25 protein-coding genes are annotated in these 22,024 nt (G+C 27.6%); 17 read left to right on the forward strand and 8 right to left on the reverse strand.

Annotation, left to right across the window (positions count from 1 at the left end; genetic code table 11):
• Positions 1 to 201: 201 nt before the first annotated feature.
• The 3 genes from CQA76_RS08015 to CQA76_RS08025 are packed head-to-tail and all read right to left on the reverse strand — an operon-like array spanning position 202 to position 1,140.
• Positions 202 to 687 (reverse strand): hypothetical protein, encoded by a 486-nt coding sequence (locus tag CQA76_RS08015; protein WP_137622880.1) that lies wholly within the window; start codon positions 685 to 687, stop codon positions 202 to 204.
• Positions 687 to 875: a hypothetical protein gene (locus CQA76_RS08020; RefSeq protein WP_137622881.1), complete on the reverse strand. Its 189-nt coding sequence runs from the start codon at positions 873 to 875 to the stop codon at positions 687 to 689. The genes CQA76_RS08015 and CQA76_RS08020 overlap by 1 nt, the downstream gene beginning before the upstream one ends.
• Positions 850 to 1,140: a hypothetical protein gene (locus CQA76_RS08025; protein ID WP_137622882.1), complete on the reverse strand. Its 291-nt coding sequence runs from the start codon at positions 1,138 to 1,140 to the stop codon at positions 850 to 852. The genes CQA76_RS08020 and CQA76_RS08025 overlap by 26 nt, the downstream gene beginning before the upstream one ends.
• 477 nt (positions 1,141 to 1,617) lie before the next feature.
• On the opposite strand from CQA76_RS08025, the gene CQA76_RS08035 reads away from it, so the two are divergent.
• The 4 genes from CQA76_RS08035 (at position 1,618) to CQA76_RS08050 (ending at position 5,300) form a co-directional block, all read left to right on the forward strand.
• Entirely contained in the window at positions 1,618 to 1,836 is a 219-nt protein-coding gene (locus CQA76_RS08035; RefSeq protein ID WP_137621205.1) for a type II toxin-antitoxin system HicB family antitoxin, read from the forward strand.
• Positions 1,829 to 2,032: a type II toxin-antitoxin system HicA family toxin gene (locus CQA76_RS08040; RefSeq protein WP_137622883.1), complete on the forward strand. Its 204-nt coding sequence runs from the start codon at positions 1,829 to 1,831 to the stop codon at positions 2,030 to 2,032. Before CQA76_RS08035 ends, CQA76_RS08040 begins: the two co-directional genes overlap by 8 nt.
• Positions 2,033 to 2,034: 2 nt before the next feature.
• Complete coding sequence (locus CQA76_RS08045) at positions 2,035 to 3,828, forward strand: AAA family ATPase (protein ID WP_137621207.1); 1,794 nt, start codon at positions 2,035 to 2,037, stop codon at positions 3,826 to 3,828.
• A 206-nt stretch (positions 3,829 to 4,034) separates the two neighbouring features.
• Positions 4,035 to 5,300: a DNA cytosine methyltransferase gene (locus tag CQA76_RS08050; protein WP_137622884.1), complete on the forward strand. Its 1,266-nt coding sequence runs from the start codon at positions 4,035 to 4,037 to the stop codon at positions 5,298 to 5,300.
• 48 nt (positions 5,301 to 5,348) lie between these two features.
• On the opposite strand, the gene CQA76_RS08055 is transcribed toward CQA76_RS08050, so the two are convergent.
• The 5 genes from CQA76_RS08055 to CQA76_RS08075 all read right to left on the reverse strand — a co-directional run bounded on the left by CQA76_RS08055 (position 5,349) and on the right by CQA76_RS08075 (position 10,028).
• Positions 5,349 to 6,287, reverse strand: coding sequence for a hypothetical protein (locus CQA76_RS08055; protein ID WP_170999733.1), 939 nt, complete (start codon positions 6,285 to 6,287; stop codon positions 5,349 to 5,351).
• Positions 6,280 to 8,478, reverse strand: a complete 2,199-nt coding sequence (locus tag CQA76_RS08060) for a sensor histidine kinase (RefSeq protein ID WP_137622886.1) — start codon at positions 8,476 to 8,478, stop codon at positions 6,280 to 6,282. The genes CQA76_RS08055 and CQA76_RS08060 overlap by 8 nt, the downstream gene beginning before the upstream one ends.
• A gap of 247 nt (positions 8,479 to 8,725) precedes the next feature.
• Complete coding sequence (locus CQA76_RS08065) at positions 8,726 to 9,340, reverse strand: recombinase family protein (protein WP_137622887.1); 615 nt, start codon at positions 9,338 to 9,340, stop codon at positions 8,726 to 8,728.
• Positions 9,337 to 9,714, reverse strand: a complete 378-nt coding sequence (vapD, locus tag CQA76_RS08070) for a virulence-associated protein VapD (RefSeq protein ID WP_137622888.1) — start codon at positions 9,712 to 9,714, stop codon at positions 9,337 to 9,339. The genes CQA76_RS08065 and vapD overlap by 4 nt, the downstream gene beginning before the upstream one ends.
• Positions 9,705 to 10,028, reverse strand: a complete 324-nt coding sequence (locus CQA76_RS08075) for a hypothetical protein (RefSeq protein WP_137622889.1) — start codon at positions 10,026 to 10,028, stop codon at positions 9,705 to 9,707. Before CQA76_RS08075 ends, vapD begins: the two co-directional genes overlap by 10 nt.
• Before the next feature lie 171 nt (positions 10,029 to 10,199).
• Here CQA76_RS08075 and CQA76_RS08080 point away from each other — a divergent pair, with 171 nt between their 5' ends.
• From CQA76_RS08080 to CQA76_RS08140, 13 genes are all read left to right on the forward strand, one after another.
• The gene (locus CQA76_RS08080) at positions 10,200 to 10,463 is read left to right on the forward strand and encodes a TrbC/VirB2 family protein (RefSeq protein WP_137622890.1); all 264 of its coding nucleotides are present in this window, start codon (positions 10,200 to 10,202) and stop codon (positions 10,461 to 10,463) included.
• 15 nt (positions 10,464 to 10,478) lie between these two features.
• The gene (locus CQA76_RS08085; protein ID WP_137622891.1) at positions 10,479 to 13,247 is read left to right on the forward strand and encodes a VirB4 family type IV secretion/conjugal transfer ATPase; all 2,769 of its coding nucleotides are present in this window, start codon (positions 10,479 to 10,481) and stop codon (positions 13,245 to 13,247) included.
• A gap of 9 nt (positions 13,248 to 13,256) precedes the next feature.
• Positions 13,257 to 13,802 (forward strand): Rha family transcriptional regulator, encoded by a 546-nt coding sequence (locus CQA76_RS08090; protein WP_137621212.1) that lies wholly within the window; start codon positions 13,257 to 13,259, stop codon positions 13,800 to 13,802.
• Positions 13,799 to 15,067: a hypothetical protein gene (locus CQA76_RS09265; protein WP_232364923.1), complete on the forward strand. Its 1,269-nt coding sequence runs from the start codon at positions 13,799 to 13,801 to the stop codon at positions 15,065 to 15,067. Before CQA76_RS08090 ends, CQA76_RS09265 begins: the two co-directional genes overlap by 4 nt.
• Before the next feature lie 61 nt (positions 15,068 to 15,128).
• Entirely contained in the window at positions 15,129 to 15,554 is a 426-nt protein-coding gene (locus CQA76_RS08105) for a single-stranded DNA-binding protein (RefSeq protein WP_137622892.1), read from the forward strand.
• A gap of 59 nt (positions 15,555 to 15,613) precedes the next feature.
• Complete coding sequence (locus CQA76_RS08110; protein WP_137622893.1) at positions 15,614 to 16,588, forward strand: type IV secretion system protein; 975 nt, start codon at positions 15,614 to 15,616, stop codon at positions 16,586 to 16,588.
• Complete coding sequence (locus CQA76_RS08115) at positions 16,585 to 17,592, forward strand: type IV secretion system protein (protein ID WP_137622894.1); 1,008 nt, start codon at positions 16,585 to 16,587, stop codon at positions 17,590 to 17,592. The genes CQA76_RS08110 and CQA76_RS08115 overlap by 4 nt, the downstream gene beginning before the upstream one ends.
• The gene (locus CQA76_RS09095; RefSeq protein WP_170999734.1) at positions 17,582 to 17,746 is read left to right on the forward strand and encodes a hypothetical protein; all 165 of its coding nucleotides are present in this window, start codon (positions 17,582 to 17,584) and stop codon (positions 17,744 to 17,746) included. The genes CQA76_RS08115 and CQA76_RS09095 overlap by 11 nt, the downstream gene beginning before the upstream one ends.
• Entirely contained in the window at positions 17,736 to 18,401 is a 666-nt protein-coding gene (locus CQA76_RS08120) for a virB8 family protein (RefSeq protein ID WP_137621217.1), read from the forward strand. The genes CQA76_RS09095 and CQA76_RS08120 overlap by 11 nt, the downstream gene beginning before the upstream one ends.
• Positions 18,398 to 19,285: a P-type conjugative transfer protein VirB9 gene (gene virB9 / locus CQA76_RS08125; protein WP_137621218.1), complete on the forward strand. Its 888-nt coding sequence runs from the start codon at positions 18,398 to 18,400 to the stop codon at positions 19,283 to 19,285. The genes CQA76_RS08120 and virB9 overlap by 4 nt, the downstream gene beginning before the upstream one ends.
• Before the next feature lie 9 nt (positions 19,286 to 19,294).
• Positions 19,295 to 20,476, forward strand: coding sequence for a type IV secretion system protein VirB10 (virB10, locus tag CQA76_RS08130; protein WP_137622895.1), 1,182 nt, complete (start codon positions 19,295 to 19,297; stop codon positions 20,474 to 20,476).
• A complete protein-coding gene (virB11, locus tag CQA76_RS08135; protein ID WP_137622896.1) occupies positions 20,457 to 21,470 on the forward strand; it encodes a P-type DNA transfer ATPase VirB11 in 1,014 nt (337 codons plus the stop codon). Before virB10 ends, virB11 begins: the two co-directional genes overlap by 20 nt.
• A partial coding sequence (locus CQA76_RS08140; RefSeq protein ID WP_137622897.1) for a hypothetical protein occupies positions 21,463 to 22,024 on the forward strand: 562 nt, incomplete at its 3' end. The genes virB11 and CQA76_RS08140, both read left to right, overlap by 8 nt.

Genomic DNA, 22,024 nt, shown 5'->3' on the forward strand with positions numbered 1-22,024 from the left:
TCCTGAGTCTGAATTAAAAGATAAAGAATGTTTTAATGCTTATAAAGCACAATATTCTAAATCACTTGAAAAACCTCGCGAAAGTGCAATGGAATTTTTCAAGAACAACAAATGAATTTTAGTTCTAATTCTTTTTCAAAAAACAAAAGTAAAAAACTTTAAATATTAAGGCATTATCCTAAAAAGCAAGAGCCTTAATATTTAAATGGTTTTATCATTTTCTATTATTTTTATTACTTTACAAATATTTTCATATTCCTTAATTGTATCCCCATATAGTTCATTAACTGCAAGTAAAATATTTTTATATTGTGAATAAAAGTTTTTAGCAGTGATATTATTATTAATTGCATAAAAGCAAACTGTATCTAACAAATCAAAATAATACTTTTTTAATCTTTCTTCTTCATTTAATAAAATCTTCATTTCTTCATCATCATTATTATTATTCTTTATATTACTAAACTTTATTTGACATTCTATAAACAATTTTTGTCTTTCATCTAATTTATTAAAAATATCAATTTCATTTTTAGCTATATTTAGAAGCATATTTCTCTTTGCATATCGCAACTGACTAAATGTAAAATAAAATGCAATACAACCCACAAGAATCCGAAGAAACTCAGAATTATACAAATCTTTTGCAAATTCCTTAATAAATTGTATACATTCTAACATTAGCACTATTTCGCTTTTTGTAAATGTGAAACCGAAATATTATTTTTCTCATTATTTTTATTATCTTGAGTTTTTTTCAAATATTCTTCTTTATCTTTTTTAAACTGAATAGCAACTTGTCTAAAAGTATCAGCCGAATAACTCTCCATAGCTAAATTTAATATTCCATTATAATCTGATTTTTGGTTGCTCATAATAAAACTCCTTATTTTTCAAAATCTCTTTGTATTTTCTTAAACCTTTACAAGTATGAAATAAACCTGTCATTCCAATGATAAAAATCACAAACATTAAAAAACAATCTTGAAAGAAAACAGTAATATTTTCATAAATGAAAAATTCAAAAACAAGAAATAAAAAACTTAAAAAAGTTACAATTAACATAATTGTTAAATTAAAATATAGCTTCTCTAGAGTGTTAAGTTTAGCATAATCTAAATATTTAATAATTTTACACATTCTTTTACCTCTGCTTCTTATGCTTATTTTCTATTAAAACATTATATCATAATTTCTATTTCTATTAGCAACACTTTCTGTTTGGAGTTTTTTAAAATAAAAGTTCAAAAATTTTAATTTTTGATTTACCTTTTTTAATATTATAAATTTAGTAAATTTAAGAATTTAGGAACCCTTACATTTAAGTCAATTAATCTTTTAAAGTCCCTATTTTCCATATAGTGTTTTCGTAAAAATGTCAAAAACCCTTACATTTAAGTCAAAAACCCTTACATTTAAGTCAATTTTATTTATAAATAATGAAAGTGTTTAACGATTTTTATTGACTTAAATGTAATAAACCCTTACATTTAAGTCAATTTTATTTATAAATAATGAAAATTTGGTATATATTGACATAGGTGTAATAGTTTGGTATAATTTATTTTGAATTTTAAAAGATTTGTTACATTTAAGTCAATTACAGCAAGGAATCAAATGTTATTAAATATTATTATTGAAAAAGATCAAGATGGATATTTTGCACGTATTCTAGAACTTGAAGGTTGTGTTTCACAAGGTAATACTTATGAAGAGGCTTTGAGAAATATAAAAGAAGCTGGAGAGCTTTATTTAGAAAGCCTTAAAAATGAAGAAAAAAGAATTATTGAAAGTAAGATAACTTCAATTATTCCAATGGTTTTAGCAAATGCCTGAATTGCCAAGAATGACTGCAAAAGAAGCAGAAAAGCTTTTATTGCAAAATAATTTTTTTATCGATAGACAAAAAGGTAGTCATAGAATTTATAAAAAAGGACTTTATAGAATGGTTATTCCTCATCATAGTGAGGAAATTTTGCATCCTAAAATCATAAAACAACTCTTTGAAATTATTGAAGTAGCAAAGGATTAAAAATGCCTAAAAGAAATACTATTGATACTATTACACTTGGAATTTTTAGCGATGAGAATGTTTCTGTAATTTGCGAAGATACCATTAAATTAGAAAGAGGCTCTGTAGCTGTATTAAGTGGTAATAGTGAAGTAGGAAAATCTTTTTTAGCTCTAAAGGTTTGTGCAAATGCCATAAATGATGGCTTAAAACCTTTTTTTTGGAGTATAGAAGATAAAAATAAAGCAATTTTAGAGCGTATTAAAAATGTAGAAAGTTTTTATTCTTTTAATACCGTAGAACTTGAATTTTCAAATGAACTTCCAAAGATTAATAAGGAACCTATAAGTAGTTTAAAAGAAGAGCTTAATGAATTGGCAGATTGTGATTTAATTGTTCTTGATACTTTTAGTGCATTTTTCTCAACATTAGGATTTAAAGATCAAAATAATCAAAATGATGTGCAAAATTTCTTTAATGTTCTAACTGATGTAGCTAAATTAAATAATCAAGCAATCTTATTGCTACATCACTTAGACAAAAAGGGTGAAAGTCTTATGGGTAGTTCTGTAATTATAAACGCTCCTAGATTGGTTTATAAACTCTCATTTGAAAAAGGGGAAGATAAAAGTTCTACTACCTATCGATTGCTTGAAGTTTTAAAAGATAATAACAATATTAACGCTGGAGAATTTCAAAAAACAATTAAAGTATTACAAAATTCTAGTATTGATGAGCCTTTAATTAAAAATATTAAAGCTAATAGTATTGATTCTAATACTTTAGAGATTATCAATAAACAAGATATATCCGCTGTAAGTGTTAATGAATTAGCAGAAGGATATGTAACAATGAATGAAAATAGGGGTGTTTTTTATTTAAGTTCGCGAAAACTTACGGATACTAATTTTTATAAAGTATTTAAAGAAAATGATAATAAAATAGATTTTGAAATGGTAGGTGCAAATGGCTCCTCTTATGCTATCAGTTTAAAGAATTCTTTGCTTACGCAAACACATAGAAATATTTTAGATGCTTTATTTTTATATATCAAAAAAAATGTAGATACAAATGTTATAAAAAAGTATCAAGAAAACTTCTGGGATATGGAAGTAAGACTAGAGCCTTATAAATTTTTAAAACAATATCTCAATAAAAATTCTAATAATTACTCTTGGTTAAAACAAAAATTTACGGAAATTTCTCGTTTCGCATACGATTTAGCTTTCACACAAAATATAGAGGATAAAGATAAAAAAACAATTACACAAAGAGATAAAGGCATTTTAATGTTTGATTCTGTAGAGCGTATCACAAAAGAAAATGGGACAATTGTATCTGTATTTGTGCTAACAGTTCGTAGAGAATATATTAAAAAACTTGAAACCGAGTCCACTCTTTCTTATGATGATGATTTATCAAAAATTCTTATTAATTTAAATTCTTTGGTTGCACAAGATCTAATAAGATTTTTAACAAGTTTTCCTGATAAAAAAATTCTTAGTTATAGTGAATTTTGCGAAATTAAAGCTTACAAATTTTATAAAGAAGGCTCTATTATCTCGAAACAAAAAAAAGAAATTATTAAATTAAAAGATAAACTTATAGAATTTGGAATTAATGTATATGGAAAAGGTGTTGAATTTGCAAGTTATGATGATGAGTTTTTTTATAATCGATACAAAAATGAAAATGACTTATTTTTCATTTACCAAAGTAACAATAGAGTGAAAAGATATATTAAGCGTAATGATCCTATGAACCAATTAAACACCAAAAGCAATAAATTTATTTTAGAAAAATCTTTGTTTGATTAAAATATAATTAAAGAAGGATAATATATCCTTTTAGTAAAATCGTTTTAAAGATATTTAATAGTTAAAATTTCTAAATTTTTAATGAAAAATTAGATATAAATTAAAAACTAATTCAATGGTTTATGAAACCCACATGTTAGATTTAAGATTTTTTATAAAATAATAATTAAAAATATTATAAAATAAGGATATTGGGAATATAGATTATGGTTGTTTTAGACTTATTTTCAGGTGCTGGCGGATTATCAGAAGGATTTTTTAGAGCAAATTCTACTTTTGTTGCACATATAGAATCTGATAAATATGCTTGTGAAACCTTAAAAACGAGAACTTCATATTGGAAACTTAAAGAAAATAACAACCTAAGCATATATTATGATTATCTTTTAAAAAAAATAACTAAAGAACAATTATGGGAATTAGCCAATATATCAGATTTGGAAGAAGTTATTTGCAAAGAAATATCTGAACATAGTTTTGATAATCTTGTTTATAAAATAAAAAATAATTTAAAAAAAACTCAACATAAAAAAATCGATGTAATTATAGGCGGTCCTCCTTGCCAAGCATATTCTATAATAGGTAGAGCCAGAATGAAAAATTCTATAGAGAATGATCATAGAAATTATTTATATAAATACTATGTTAAATTTTTAAATATTTTTAAACCTAAGATTTTTGTTTTCGAAAATGTTCCTGGTATAAAAAGTGCTGGCAATGGTAAGTATTTTAATGATTTAAAAAAATCTATAGAAGATATAGGATATTCTATACAAATAAAAGAGTTAATTGCATCAGATTTTGGTGTATTGCAAAATAGAAAAAGAATCATTATTGTTGGTTTTAAAATTAAAAAAAATAAAAAATATTCCTACCCAATATTTGAAAAAATAGAAAATAAAAATTATTTTGTAAAAGATGTTTTATCAGATTTGCCAAAAATTAATCCTGGAGAAAAAATAGAAGGATTAAATAAATACACAAAAAAAACTAATTCGTATTTAAAAATGGCAAATATTAGAGATGTTAATTTTAATATTTTAACACAACATGAAACAAGACCACATAATAATAGAGATAGAGAAATTTACAAAGAAGCTATATTAGCATGGAATACAAAACGTGAAAGATTGTGTTATAAAAAGCTAGCTTTAACAAGACCAGAACTTATATCTCACAAAAATACAAATTCTTTTACAAATAGATTTAATGTAATTAAAGAAAATACTAATGCTTCTCATACAATATTAGCTCACATGGCTATGGATGGACATTATTATATCCATCCAGACATAACTCAACTAAGATCTTTATCCATTAGAGAAGCCGCGAGATTGCAAAGTTTTCCTGATGATTTTTATTTTGAAGGCCCAAGAACTTCTATTTTTAGACAAATAGGCAATGCAGTTCCGCCTAAAATGGCAGAACAGATTGCAAAAAAAATAAAAGAATTGGTTATTCAAGATTTTTAATAAATTCAGGGCTTCCTTGTCTTGCATAGTACCTAGAAAATTTTGCAATTACATCTTTAAAAAAGGATAAGATATTGAGGCTACCCTATGATATTCTGAAATCTCTTCTTTTTTTACTGATATTAAATCTTGAAAATATATACTAGGTTCTAAAATTTCTTTATCTTTATTGTCAACTTCAAATATTTTTGCAAAGTTTTTAATAGGATAAAAACTTTCTTTTGTACAACTACTATTTATTATTCTTGCTAAAACATAATAATCGTATTTTTTGTTTACTATATCACAAGACGGGGTTAAAATGATAAAAAAATCATCATTCTTTTTTACAATATCACCGGTATGATGTTTATCTTTAATAGTAGGATAAATATACATTTCGCCTGGATGATATTGATTAAAACATTTTTCACTATAATTATTAACATATAACTTTTCATTTAAACAAGCTGTAGTATGTCTTAATAAAACAAGATCAATCTCATCAATAGTGTATTGCTCCCAATATGAAAGATTTTTACTCATATGATCCCAGAAAAATTCCACTATCTGCTGTTCTAAAAAACCATTATTTTTTGAAAAAAAACGGACTAACTTAGATTGCATTTGTTTTTTTATTTCATCAAATAAACTCATATCATCTCTATTTAACACTTTAACCATTGGCCCTATCAGTTTACTGTCAAAATCAGCAGGTTTGCCTGTTGCAATAAATATTGGAATACTATAACGCTTTGAAATATATTCTGTTATATCCTTGCCAGTAAATCCGCTTCCCAAATCTAAATCAATTACTGCAATATCAATTCTGTTTTCATCTAATATATCTAGTGCTTTTTCATATGTAAGTGCTTTATATGCTTTATATTGCATTGATTCTTCTTGCAAACTATCATTTTCTACTTTAATACTTTCTTCATAAGTATCAAGAGTTTCTTGATTATCATCAACGAAAAGAATTCTTATAGTTTTAACTTGTTTATTCATTCTGAGCATCCTTAAAACATATTTTAAAATAAACTCCTTCATCGGCTCTTATATATTTTATTTCTCCATCATTCCTACTTACAGCTTGTCCTACTATAGTTAATCCTATACCAGTTCCACCTTCTGGTTTTGTACTAAAACCGGGGTCAAATATTAAATTAACATGTTCTTTTTTCACTCCTATACCATTATCTTTATAATCAATATAGAAATAATTATTATCCCTATAAATAGAAATAGTAATTTTCTTTTGTATTTGTTTAGTTGTTTGAAACCAATATAAAGAATTTTCTATCAGATTAGAATATATAATATATAAATCTTCATCTCTTCCATAAATGAAAAGTTCTTTATTTTCACATTGAATCTCAAAATCTATATTTTCTCTTTTTAAAATTTCTTTAAATAACTCATAATTATTTAAAGCATTTTGATAAAGATTAACTTCTTTTCTTTTACTCAACCTTGTAATCATCAAAGGATCTAAACGCTTAAATAAATTAGATAATTTTTCAAGTTGAGATAAACTATCTTCATTGTATTTTTTTATATCTTGTTCTATGTTTTCATCTTTAGTTTTTATAAAACGCTGTAAAGATTTTTTTAGATTATTAAGTTTAAGTCCTATAATTTGCATAGGCTTTCTTCCCTCATGAAGCACATACAAAACTAGCTTTCCAAGAGCAGCATGAGCTTCATACATAGCTAAAACTTCCTCGATGTTTTTCAAGCTATTATTTTTTTTTATCTCTTCTTGCTTTAACTCAAATTGAACTTTTTCAATAATATGTGCATCTATATTTGCTTTATGGAGAATAACACTTATTTTATTATTGACATCATCAAAACTAAAAACATCTCGTACGGTGTCTTTAATATTATTTGCAACCACTCTTCCTCTTTTAGTGTTTTTCCTAAATTCATATCTCCTACTTTCAACTTCACTTAAAACATCTAAAAGTATCTTTTTTAAATTATCATAATTTTCATTTTCTTTTAAACCTTCTCTATCACTTTTTTCAATTAAATTAGACTTATTTTCTGATTCAATACTCACAAAACCAGCAACTTGATTAGTGCTAATAGACATTGTTGGATTATTAACTCTTCTTGCATTTAAACCAAGCCAATCAAAATCATGATCTCCATAAGGTCTTATTCTAAACAAATTCCTATAAATACCTACACCACTAAACTCTTTAATTAAGGCTTTGAATTCACTTTTACCAAGTTTTTCTTCCTTACCCTTCTGTTCATTTACAAGATTTTGTATGACATCAGAATCAAGATCAAATACCCTTAAATCAACTTCTATATTACCACAAATATTACCATAAGTATTACGCAAATCTAATTCTATTTTTTCATTAGAATTTTCAAAATTTTTATTTTCATAAAATAAAAGACCTTTTCCATTAGAGCTTATTTTTCCTTTAATTCTATACTCATAAGAATCAAGCACTGGAAATGGTTCAATTTTTTCATTTTTATCTTTTATTCCAAATTTATCTAAGCCCTTATTTGAAAATATTATTTCAAAAGTTTCATTACTTTTATTTGTGGGAACTAAAAGCTTTCTTAATTCCTTAAATAGTAAATTGTTTTGATTTTCGTTCCAATTTACACTATCTTTATATTGTTGATTACTTTCATCATAATAAACTTCAATACTAGAATATATTTCAATTTTGGTACCACTTTTTAAATTTGTTCTATTGCATTCATAGGGAATATTAATTTCATCAAGAAATTTACCATCATCAAACTGCTTCCAATCAATTTCTATTATAGAAGTCATACCATTTAAATCGGTTGTTGTAATTCTCAAAAAATCACCTAATATTGCAGAAGCATATCTGCCTATACCTTTTTTACCCTGAACAACTCTTTTCTTTTTTGAAGAATACTGCTTATTAACTTTATAAGATGTGGCTGGAACCATCCAAGTATTTTTAATAGTTTCAAGAGACATTCCTTCTCCATCATCTTCAATAGTAAATTTTAAAAATTTTTGCTTTTTATCATACATATATTCATTAGTTAATTCTATGGAAATTGTAACTATTTCAGAATCAGCATCATAACTATTTTTAATTAATTCTACTACAGCAGCATATGGATTTTTAATTAAATCCTCTCCAATTGTTTTGATAAGCCTAGCTTCGGGTCTAATTTTTAATTCTTTTTTCATATTAAGTAAACCAACTTTTTTAAATAAAAATCTTTGATTTAAAAAACCTTCATAAAATTATCATAATTTTAAATTATAAATAATAAAAAATTATCAAATAACTATTCCATATTCCTATTTTTTAAGTTAAAAAATTTTATATTTACAAAGTTTTAACAATATCTACTTATAATATTTTATTCATACTTAAAAAAATTGAGCATTTAATTCTATTACAAAATTTTTTATATTTTTCTTAAATAAAAATTTAGTTTCCTTTTAATTTTCGTTTTTTGATAAACCACAATAAACCATCATAGCTTTTTCCACTATCTCTATATAATAACTTCCAAATACTTTTAATAGATAAATCTTTATCAAGCAAGGTTTGTATCTTATCTATATCCTTATCATAAATACTATTTAATGAGCCTTTAGGGCGTCCTAGTTTTTTCCCACTAGCTCTAGCATTTTCTAGTCCTGCTTTAGTTCTTTGACTTATCAAATCTCTTTCATTTTCTGCTAAATAAGCATAGACTGATAAGATTAATTTAGAAGCAGGATTATTAAAATTACTAAGTTCCATTTGTCTCAAAAATAAGAATTTGATATTATTAGAATTAAATTCAAGCACTAAATTAATTATTTCTAACATACTTCTACCAAGTCTTGAAAGTTCTGTTGCTATTAATAAATCGCCTGCTTTTAGTTTTTGTTTTAAATCCTTGATTTTTCTTTTCTCTTGAGATTTTGTAGAACTTATTTTTACTTCCAAAATTTCATCCAAATGAATATTGTTTTTATGACAATATTCCATAATTTCTAACTTTTGAGAGTCTAATTCTTGTTTATTTGTTGATACTCTTATGTATGCTATATTCATCGTTCTAAATCTTTTAACTTTTGATTTTTTGGTGTTTTTTCAGTAAATTCTTTAAGTTTTTGATGAAAATCTTTAGCACATAAGTCTTGTATAGTCTCTTTTAAGCTATACTGCTCTCCTATTTCAGTAATATCAAACTCTTTAACACATTCGCCAAGCCAAGTAAATTTTTTAGTGAGCTTATTAACTATTCTTATAACTCGTCTTTCATTTATTGGCTCTTTTGAAGTATAACCTGAATATTGTCTATGCTCGAAACCATTTTCAAGCATAAATTTTTTAATCAAAGAATAAGGTTCTCTTGTATCTTTGAAATATTTTTCAAGACTTTTTGTAGATAAATCAAAATTAATTGCTTTGCAATTTATTCCCAAATTCCTTCTCCTTCAGCTTTACTTGCAGAAATCAAATCGCTATTTCCTTCTTTTTCACTAATCCAAATCCATTCTTTTGCATTTTTTGTAAACCATTCAGAATCAATCAAATATTTATATATAAATAAAGTCATACAACCTAAATCATACTTATCCCCTTTACAATGATAAGTTTCTTTATTAATTTTTATCATTCCTGATTCTTTAGCATATTCATCTATCATTTTATACATATCTTCTAAATTATATTTACCTTCTCTTAAAATCTTTTCTTCATCTAATACTATTCTTGTACCTAAAAGTGGGTATGCCATTTTTTTATCCTTTCATCAAAAACCTAACAAATTCTAGTAAAAAATAGCTAATACTTAAATAAAAGCTTTTGAATAATATTAATTTAATTATAAAACTAAATTTAATTTATTTTATTAAATACAAATTTAAGACAGAAATAAAACGCTCGATTTTTTAACGAAAGGATATGAATGAAAAAAGTCTTATTGTTGTTAATTTTGATTATTCCTGGCTTAGTATTTGGGGCAGGTGGGATTGATAAGGTCAATACATTTATGGAAAATCTAAGTTCCGCATTATATGCACTTGGTGCTGTTTTGCTTACAATTGCATTTATGTGGGGTGGTTCCAAAATTATGTTTCAAGGACAAACTCTTAGAGAAGTTGCACCTATTTTTATCGGTGGCGTTATTTTTGGATCAGCTTCAGCAATAGCTGGTTATATCATTACATAAAAATTAGGATAAAAAATGCAGAAAAATCCACTTTTCAAAGGCCTAACACGTCCCCCTATGATTTTTGGTGTTCCAATGACGCCTTTTGTTATAGCAATGGGAAGTATCATTTTAATCGCATTTTATAGTCGAAACATTTTCTTAGTCGGCTTTTCTATTCCCGTATTTTTTATTATGAAGGCAATGACAAAAAGAGATGACTTTATTTTTCGATTAATGTTTTTGAAAATGAGATTTTTCTCCAACCCTGCCTCTAAGAATTATTATAAGGTTAAAACCTATAGCACAAACTCTTATAGACAAATGCCAAAAAATTCTAATTTTCCAAAAATATCTGTTTTCGGACTTAATGCAGAACCTAATTTTGAAAAGCTAATCCCTTTTTCATCACTCATAGATGATTCTGTAGTGATTACAAAAGATTATTTTCTGATGACAACTTGGGAAATTAATGGTATTAGCTTTGAAGCAGAGGAAGACGATGAATTAGATATTAAAAATGATCTTTTGAATATGTTATTTAAATCTTTTGCAAATGAACCTGTAAGTTTTTATTTTCACAATTGTAGATATTCTATTGAAGATAAATTAACTTCAAAATTTAACAATGCTTTTTTGGAAGAAATTGACAGAAGATACTATGAAAGTTTTAAACAAGGAACTCTTAGAAAAAATTCTTTGTATTTAACATTAATTTTCAATCCTTTAAAAGTTAAAATAGAAAAAACAACTTTTATAAAAAGTTCTTTTGAAAATAAAAGAAAAACAATTAGTATGTTTCTAGCTAAATTTAGCGAATTTACTGATAGATTGGAAGCAAATATTAAAGATTTTAATCCAAAAAGATTAAAAACATATTCCAAAGATGATAAAACATACTCTCAACAATTAGAATTTTATAATTATTTGCTTGGTGGCAAATTTAATCCTATAAGAGTATTACCAAGTCCTATAGATCAATATTTAAATGGTAACTTACAAAATATACAATTTGGGCACGATACTATTCAACTTAATAGCAATAATGGCACAAAAAGATTTGCAAGATGTATTGAAATTAAAGATTATACAAGTGAAACTTTTGCAGGAATTTTAGATATTTTGATGTATTTAGACGTGGAATATATTATAACTCAAAGTTTTTCACCTATTCCTAGAGTGGATGCGAAATCAGCAATTTCTAAACAAAAGAAACAACTCATTGCAACCGAAGATGATGGATATTCACAAGTAGAGCAAATTGATGAGGCTTTAGATCAACTTACAAATGGAGAAATTTCTTTTGGAAAATATCATTTTTCAATTCTTGTATATGGAAACACCGTAAAAGAGTGTAAAGATAATGCAAATCGCGTTATTACTGAAATGAATGGATTAGGCTTTGGTGTAACTTTAGCAACAATTGCTTTACCTGCGACATTTTTTTCGCAATTACCATCAAACTTTGCAATACGCCCACGTATTAATCTTATCTCATCAATCAATTATTCATCGCTAATTGGTTTGCATAATTTTTCTATAGGAAAAAGAGATAAAAATTGCTGGGGTGATGCCGTTAGTGTTCTTAAAACACCAAACAAACAACCTTATTATTTCAATTTTCATCAGAACTCTGGTCTAAACAAAAATGATTTTGGAGAATTATTTTTAGCAAATACTTTGATTTTGGGTCAAAGTGGTGGTGGTAAAACCGTGTTTATGAACTTTATTGTAGATCAAATGCTTAAATACGCAAACAAAGACACTTTTCCTGATGATATTCCTGAAAAAAATAGAAAATTTACGGCAGTATATTTAGATAAGGACAAAGGTGCTTTAGGTAACATTCTTTGTGCTGGTGGTAGATATATTAGTATCGAAAATGGTAAGCCTACTGGTTTCAATCCTTTTATGGTTGAAAGCACACAAGAAAACATAAGACAACTTCAATCTCTAATAAAACTTTTAGTAACTAGAAATAATGAAATTCTTACAACTAGGGAAGAAGAAATGCTTAACAATGCCGTTAATTCTGTTATGAAAGGCTTTGAAAAAGAAGAAAGAAAATATCCTATTTCTTTATTACTTGAAAATTTAACTGAGAATGTTGATGATGATAATTCCCTTAAGTCAAGATTAGCACTTTTTAAAAAAGGCAAACAATTTGGCTGGGTTTTTGATAATGAATTTGACAATTTAGATTTTCCTGATGATATTAATTTGTTTGGAATTGATGGCACAGAATTTTTAGATGATAAAGATGTATCAGGAATACTTAGTTATTACATTCTTTGGCGTGTAATGTCTTTAGCAGACGGCAGAAGACTTTGTATTGATATTGATGAAGCTTGGAAGTGGCTAGAAAATGAAATTGTGCAAGAAGAAGTTAAAAACAAATTTAAAACCATTCGAAAGCAAAACGGATTTTTAAGACTTGCTACGCAAAGTATAGAGGACTTTTTAAAACTCAAAAATGCAACAACACTTATAGAACAATCAGCAACAATGATATTTTTACCAAATCCAAAAGCCAAAGAAGAAGAGTATGTAAATGGAATAGGTTTAAGCTACGATGAATATATGATCATTAAAGGTTTTAAACCCTCTAAAAGACAATTTTTAATTAAAAGGCAAGATGAAAAAGTAATTTGTACTCTTGATCTTAGTTCTTTGGGTAATGAAAATTTAAAAATATTATCAACTGGAACAGCACATATAGACACTATAGAAAAGATTTTTTCACAAGAAAATAAAAATCTTGATGAAAAAGTAGCAGAGTTAAAAGAGTTTTATAAAAACTCATAGGAGAAAAAAGTGGGCGATATAAATGCAATTAATATCAATAATCAAAAGGTTAGTTTTGAAAATAAAAATAATCAAATCTTTTGCACTAGTATTGATGTGGCTAAGGTTTTTGGGAAAAGACATTTTCACGTTTTAAGAGATATCGAAAATATTTTGAAAGACCTAAGAGAAATAGGGGATTTGAAATACGCATCCAATTTTGGATTGGTTAAATATAAAGATTTAAAAGGAGAACTTAGAACAGCTTATCAAATATCTCGTGATGGATTCTCTCTTTTAGCAATGAGATTTACAGGTAAGAGATCTTTACGATTTAAAATCGCTTTTATTAATGCTTTTAATGAAATGGAAAAACTTTTAAGAAATGAAATCAAAAGTCCTAATAAATATTTGACAGATTTAATGGAAATAATCTATCCCAAATTACCTAAAAACGATTATAAGGTTAGTGTGATTATCACAGATAATCCCTATTCTAAAGAAGCTAAAAATATTTTTTCTTTAAACTATCTTGTCGATAATCGCACACCAAAAGATCCAAAGAGGTTAAAATGAGCGATAAAGAACTCCAACAAGAAATATTAGCTTTAGAAAATGAAGTTAAACAACTTGAAACAACTATCAATGCAATTAAACAAAGAATCACTCATCTTAAAGATATTGCTTGGGATAAACAATCTAAAAAAGAAAGTTCTCAAATGTATAAAGTGTTAAAAGAAGATAAAACACATACAAGGGTTAAAAGTAATGTAGGAGATATTAAAGTAGATAAAGACTTTATGGATAAAGAAATTAAAAAACATTTAGATAATCCAAATTTAAGAGGAATGGTTACTACACAAGAGATGCTTTCATTCCCTAAGGTGGCTAAAGGTGTGGAAGCTAAATATAATTTAGAACATAAAGATTATACTTGGAAAGTTAAAGCAAATGATGGAAATATTTTAGTATATGGTAGTAGAGAATTTATAAAAGACAATGAGAAAATCAATAGACTTTTAACTACTCATAGCAAAACAGAATATGGTGATAGAAAAAACAGCGGAAATGGGCAGACAAAGTCAATTCTGCCTCCATTATTTAAAGACTCCAATTTTCGCAAATCCGCTAAAAATATTATACCACAACAAAAACAACAAGGCTATGATTGGAGTGTAAAAGCAAATGATGGAAATATTTTAAACTATGGTGAAAGAGACTATGGAAAAGGACATAGGCTATTAACAGCACATTCAAAAACAAGAAGGGGCGAACGGGGTCAGCTTCGCCAAGAGTTTAACGACCGCGATTTTCACAATCCTGTTAATGGAGATATTATACCACAAAAAGATAAATCTACATCAGAGCTTTTAGGAGATAAAGAAGCAATTGCTGATTTGAAAACTTTACAAGAACGTCATCCTGAAATGTTTGAGAATAAAGAGCAGGTTGCAAATTTAATTAAAAAGGTTGTTAGCGATCCTGAAATTATAATCAACAATCCAACTCCAAAAAGTGAAAAAGATTATATAGCAGGGAAAAAACTTAATGAAGAAAAAATGGGTGAAGTAGGTATTCGCAAAAATGAAAATATCAACAAAATTTTTCACGCTAATGAAAAAAGATTAAAAAACTTAGATTTAATGGCTAAAAAAGATGTAGTGGCTGATGGTAGGGACGCCCACACCCCCTACACTCAAGCCCAAAGTCTTGACGGGCGACTGGTTCAAAAGAACATTTCATCAGCTGTTAATAAAATTATACCACAAAAAGACAAATCTACAAATGATTTTAAAACAAAATTGGAAGAATTTAACACCAAAAAAAACAAATGTGGTTAAACCTATAAATAAGGAGTTCAAAAGATGAAAAAATATTACATCAATAAAAAGGAGTTAAACAATGAATAATGTAAATTTAATCGGATACTTAGGAAAAGATTTTGAAGTAGGCACTACAAATAGCGGAAAGCTTTATGCAAAAAATTCTCTTGCTATTACTAAGCGATGGAAAAATGAAAAAGGCAATGAAGAAAGTAGCACAACTTGGATACCTATTGTTTTATTTGGTAAAAGTGCAGAAAGTGCTTCAACTCATATTAAAAAAGGGGCACAGTTTGCGTGTAGTGGAGAATTATCCTCTAATCAATATCAAGATGAAGATGGAAATACTAAAACAATATTAAGTGTGATTGTATCCAAATTTTATTGGCTTGGTAAGAAAGATAAAGATGACAACAAAACACAAACACCGCAAGTTCCGCCGAAAGAACCTGATATTGATTATGGAAACACAAATATAGAATCTGAAGAAGCACAAGTATTTTAAGGCTAAGGATAAAAATAGATCTTTGCAAAAAACAAAAAAATTATTTCAAAGGTAATAAAATGAAAAAAAATATTTTTAATACAAATGTAGCCACAAGGAAATCTCACCCCCATAAAAATGGGGCAAAGCTAATAAGCCTTGACTATAATTATACAAAGGAGTATAATTATAATAATGAGATTTGTGCAACTCAATTTCATCACCTCCTTTTGGAGTATAAATTAAGCCACAAGGGTGCGAACCTTGTGGCAAACACCCCAAAAAATTATATCCAAAAATTTAAAAAATCTATCTTTATTTTTGTCTCTCTGGTAGTCTTACCTAGCTTAGTATTTAGCGCTGGTATTCCTGTGGTAGATATAACTGCTAATGAACAAATGGCTACACAAAACGCCAAAGAAATAGCAGAGTGGGTTAAGCAAGCTTCAAGATGGAATGAAACCGTATCGCATTATCAAAAACAAATTCAAGCTTACAAAGATGAACTTTTATCAAAAACAGGTGTAAGAGATTCTGTATCTTTTTTAAAAGATATCCAACAAATTTATTCAGACTTTGCAGAAGCTGGAGAAAATATTCAATCTTTTTATAACGATGTTTTAAGAGATCCGAAAAGCTTTTTAAGTGATAAAGGTAATGAAATATTTGGAAAATATACAAGCTTTGACAGGTGTGATTTTGATTATATGAGCCAAAATGAAAAAAACATTTGTAGAATTAATCTTATCACTTATGCAGCACAAGTAGAAACTTATAATCAAGCCTCAAAACAAATGGATACCATAAGCCAAACACTTAAAAAATTGCAAGATAAATTAATCAATTCAAAAGATATAAAAGAAAGCACAGACGTAGGTAATGCAATTCAATTAGAAGTGGCAAAAATTCAAATGGTTAAAGGACAAGTAGAATTAGCAAATGCAAGTTATGAAAATCAAAGAAATATAAAAATAGATCAGGCTATGCAAGAGTATTCTAAATCGCTTGAAAAACCTCGCGAAAGTGCAATGGAATTTTTTAAGAACAACAAATGAAATCAGATCTTTTTCAAACTTTAGGCGAAAGCATACAGCAAATTGTTGATACTATTAGAAAAGTGGGCACAAATGATAAGATTGCTGAACTTAGCGTGTTATTTTCTATCATAATAACTTTAGTCATTATGTATAAAGGTTATGAGGTATTAATGGGCAGAAGTCAAAGTCCTATTAGAGAGCTTACTTGGGATATAGTAGGAAAGCTTTGTGCCATTACTTTTGCTTTAAATTTAGGCGGTTGGTTAGATTTAACGATTTCAGCAATGGATGGATTGTATGAATGGGCTGGAGGTGGTTCACAAATGTATAAAAATTTAGACGAAATGTTTTCAAGCACTGCACAATTAGCGAGTGCAATTTGGCATAAGTCAAGTGGTATTGGAGATTCTATTTTAGCAATTGCGGCAATGATACTTTGTTATATAGGTTTTGCTATTGCAGCAGTTCCGACACTTGCTATCTATGTTGTTACTACTTTTACACAAACTTTACTTGTAATCACTGCCCCTATAGTATTTTGGCTTTTAATTTTTAAAGCTACTAAAAATGTTTTCACTCAATACATAGGACTTTTACTTTCAAATACTTTAGTTATTTTACTTGTAGGTTTATTTTTAAAGGTTTTTATGGGACAAATATCAACTTGGATTAATTATTTTTCAAAAGTAACTCAAACGGGTGATGAAGTATTGGGCACAAGTATTTTCTTTGTCATCGCTTCTTTAATACTAGTAATTATGATCTATTCTGCAAAACTTTTTGCTGAAAAAATAGCAAATGTATCGATGGAAGGTGAAATGGGTGGAGCAATGAGATCTGTCTTAAACCCTGCTGGAAGGTTAGCAGGTATGGCTGGAGGTAAAACCGCAGGAAAAGCTGTAAATGCAGCAAAAGTCGGTGGAAAATTATTAGGTAAAGGTGTAGGGGCTAGTATTAAAGGTGCTAAAGGCGGTTATAGTTTTGCGAAAAAAATGTATGAAAGGGCTAGAAATGCGAACTAAATTAATTTTCATTTTGTTATTTGGTGTTTTATTTTTTAGTGCTTGTAGCACTAAAAATCAGAGTAAATATGATTATATTTTTAATGATCAAACAGGATGGACTCCTGTTAATACTCAAAACAAAGATTTAAAAGGAATTGTGAATGAAAAATGACTTTAATACTGCAATAGACTATGAAGCAAGTTTTAGATATTTAATCGAACAAAGTAACAAAAGAGCTTGGTTAATTGCTTTTATTTCTATTTTTATAGCCATTATTTCTGTTATTGCAGTTGTTTTACTTACTCCATTAAAAACCGTAGAACCTTATGTAATAAGAGTGGATAATACTACAGGGATGGTAGATATTCTAACTATACTTGATGAAAAAGAAATTAAATCAAATGAGGCATTAGATAAATATTTTATTAGCACTTATGTTAAGGCTCGAGAAGGCTATTATTATGATCTTTTAAATCAAGATTATTTGCTTACTCAATTGATGAGTTCTGAAAAGGTGGCAAATGAATATAGAGCTTGGTATGAAGGTGATAATGCAAGAGATCAAATCTTAAAAAATTTTAATGAAGTCAGTGTGCAAATTTTAAGTATTGTTTTAAGTGAAAGTAACGGAGTTAAAACTGCTACAGTCAGAGCAATTATTACAACAAAAAATTTGAATTCTCAGGCAACAACTCAAACTACAAAAGTAATAACATTAAGCTATGACTATATTTTGGCAAAAGCTAGTGAAGGAAACAGAATTTTAAATCCTTTAGGATTTAAAGTATTAACTTATAGAATAGATGACGAGGTGCAGAAAAAATGAGAAAATTATTAACAATTTTATTTTTAAATTCAATTCTTTGGGGTTTAAATATCCCAAAGCCTTCAAAATATGATCCAAGAATTACTTATGCCATTTTTAATGCAAATGATGTATTTCAAATTAATGCAAAAAATGGCTATGTTAGCGTTTTAGAATTTGGAAAAGATGAGCGTATTATAAACACGGCAACAGGTTTTGCAGAAGGTTGGGACTTAATAGAAAAAGATAATCTTTTATTTATAAAACCAAAAGCTTATAAAACACAATTAATTCAACAAGATGAAAATAGCACTATGGAAGATAGCCAAACCTCTCAAGAATTTGTAGTTGATCCTAATCCACGTGATTGGAAAACAAACTTAATTGTTACAACAAATCTTAATTTTTATGTTTTTGATTTAGTTCTTGCAAATTCAAATAAAAAAACTACTTATAAGCTTAGCTTTTCTTATCCGGAAAAAGATTTAAAACGTGCTCAACAAATATTAAATTTACAAGAAGAACAAAATATTAAAGATACTTTAAATAAAAATACTATTCCTAGAAATTGGGATTTTTATATGAAAATTAATAAAGGTAGTGAAGATATAAGCCCAAATTTTGCTTATGATGATGGTGTTTTTACATATTTAGGATTTGATAATACTAAAACCTTTCCTGCTGTTTTTATGTATCAAAATGGCAAAGAAAGTATCTTAAATACACATATTAAAAAAGATGGAAATTATGATGTTTTAGTTATACATAAAATTAGTAAGCAAATACTTTTAAGAAGTGGCGATAAAGTGGTTGGTATTTTTAATCGTGGTTATGCAAAAAATCCTTTAGATAAAACAAGGGAAACCTCTAACGAAAATATAAAAAGAGAAATAAAGAAAAAATAGGAAGCAAGTATGCAAGATAAAGAACAAGATAATTTAGACAATGATTTTGAAAATCACACAAGCGATTTAAGTAATCAAAAGAATCATCTTAGAAAAATACAGGCTTATGCAATTTTTTCTGTGGGCGGATTATTATTAATTGTAATATTAGTCTATTTTTTAAAATCATTTTTAAGTAGCAATGCAACTACTGAAGAAACAAAAAAAGAAGATAATAAAGATTTAGCACAAAGCGTTAAAACAAAGGAATTTATTGCACCGCTACCACAAAAAACATTTGATGAATTAATTGCACAAGAACCCGCAAAACCAACGCAAAGTATAATATTTGAACCTAAGTCTCCAAAACCTAGAATTGTAAAAGGTGCTGGAGTTACTGTTATTGCTTCATCTGGTAGTAATGGTGGATTTGGAAATAATGGCAACTCAGGAAACGGAGTAGAATTTGGAGAAAAACCTAACACAGTGTTTGAATTTGGGCAAAATGGTGCAGGTGCTTTACAAAACTCTAATAACTCACAAAGTGGTGGAGATTTTGTAGGCGATGTTTTCAGTCCATCAATTGCTAAAGTTAGCGAATTTGATCAAAATTTACTTTTACCTAAAGGAACTTATATAGGTTGTGCTTTAAAAACGAAACTAGTAAGCTCTATTAAAGGCGGAATAGCTTGTATTGTATCAAACGATGTTTATTCTGCAAATGGCAATACTCTTTTAATTGAAAAAGGTAGCACGATTACTGGAACTTTTAATACTGGACAAATGGACGATGGTATGGACAGACTTTTTGTCATTTGGCAAGAAATTAGAACACCAAACAATATCATCATACCTGTATATTCAGGAGCTACTGATGAACTAGGTGCAAGTGGCGTTCAAGGTTGGGTAGATCATCACTATTTAAAAAGATTTGGCTCTGCTGTCTTATTATCAATGATAGATGATTCTCTTGCTATTTTAGCAGATCAAATTACAGGCAAAGATAACAAAACTAACTATGCTGATTACACCGAAAACACAAGGGATTCTGCAAAAGAAATTGCAAATACTGCACTAGAAAAAATGATTGATATAAAACCTACACTTTATAAAAATCAAGGTGATTTAGTTGGTGTTTATGTTAATCGCGATATTGATTTTTCAAAAGTTTATAAACTAATAAGGAAAAAGAATGTCAATAACGCTAGATAAATATACTCAAAAATTTTTTGGAGAATTTTTAAAAGATAATAATATCAATGAAATCTGCTATAACGGCGATAATAAAATTTGGGTGCAAAACTCCAAAGGACTATGGGAATCTGTAGATACCGAACTTGATTTTGAACAAGCTGGACATTTTGCAACCGCTTCAGCATCTTTTAAAAAAGATAAAATAGATGTATCACGCCCTATTCTTAGTTGTATTTTAGTGGGTGGAGAACGTATGCAAATTGTTATTCCGCCCGCTACTAAAAGCGATCATATTTCAATTACCATCAGAAAACCAAGCAAAACTAGATTTAAAATGGAAGATCATATTAAAAGCGGACTTTTTGAAGATTTAAACCCTGATGATAAGAATAAAATCAAACCAAGTGATGAAGAATTAATTAAATTGTATGAAGCAAGGGATTATCAAAATTTCATTTCTAAAGCTGTCAGTTATGGTAAAAATATTATCATTGCTGGTGAAACTGGCAGTGGTAAAACTACTTTTATGAAAACTCTTATCGATTTTATAAGCCTTGATGACAGGATTATCACAATAGAAGATGTTGAAGAAATCAAATTTTACGAACACAAAAATTTTGTGCAATTATTTTATCCTAGCGAAGCAAAAAGCACAGATTTTTTAAATTCTGCAACGCTTTTAAAATCTTGTCTAAGAATGAAACCTGATAGAATTTTATTAGCGGAGCTTAGAGGTGCTGAAACTTATGATTTTATCAATGTTTTAGCTAGTGGTCACGGTGGAAGTATCACAAGTTGCCACGCAGGAAGCCCTGAAGAAACATTTACTCGACTTGCCTTAATGACTTTACAAAATCCACAAGGTCAATGCATACCTTTTGAAATTATCCAAAAAACGCTTAAAGATTTAATAGATATTGTCGTGCATATCCACGCTCATCATGGAAAAAGGCGTATCAGTGGAATTTATTTTAAAGAAATAGAGAATATGAAAAAGGATTTTAATGAGTGATAAAGAATTAGAAATTTTTGAACTTTGTGAAAGATTATCAGAGCTTTTAGGAGATAAAGAAGCAATTGCTGATTTGAAAAAATTATATATAAATCACCCTGAAATGTTTAAGGATATGCAAGATGTTTCAAACACAATTAAAGAAGTAGTGAAAGAACCTGAAATCATTGTTGATGCAAATAGAAATAAGAGAGATTATGAAGTTATTAAAGCAGCAAAAATTATAAATGATAAAAAAATGGCTGATGTAGTTATAAAAAATGAAAGTGGAATAAACGAGATATTTCATGCAAATAAAAAAAGAATAAAAGAGTTTAATAGATTAAACAATAAAGATAATCTGTTGCAGGTAGAGACCCCAACACCCCCTACACACCAACTTAATGGATTGGAGCTAATGGATAAAAATCCATCTGGTGCAAACGCACTTTCTGCAACTGCTAAAAAAATTATACCACAAAAAGACAAATCTACAAATGATTTTAAAACAAAATTGGAAGAATTTAACGCCAAAAAAACAAATGTGGTTAAACCTATAAATAAGGAGTTCAAAA

Source organism: Campylobacter aviculae, assembly GCF_005406215.1.
GTDB lineage: Bacteria > Campylobacterota > Campylobacteria > Campylobacterales > Campylobacteraceae > Campylobacter_D > Campylobacter_D aviculae.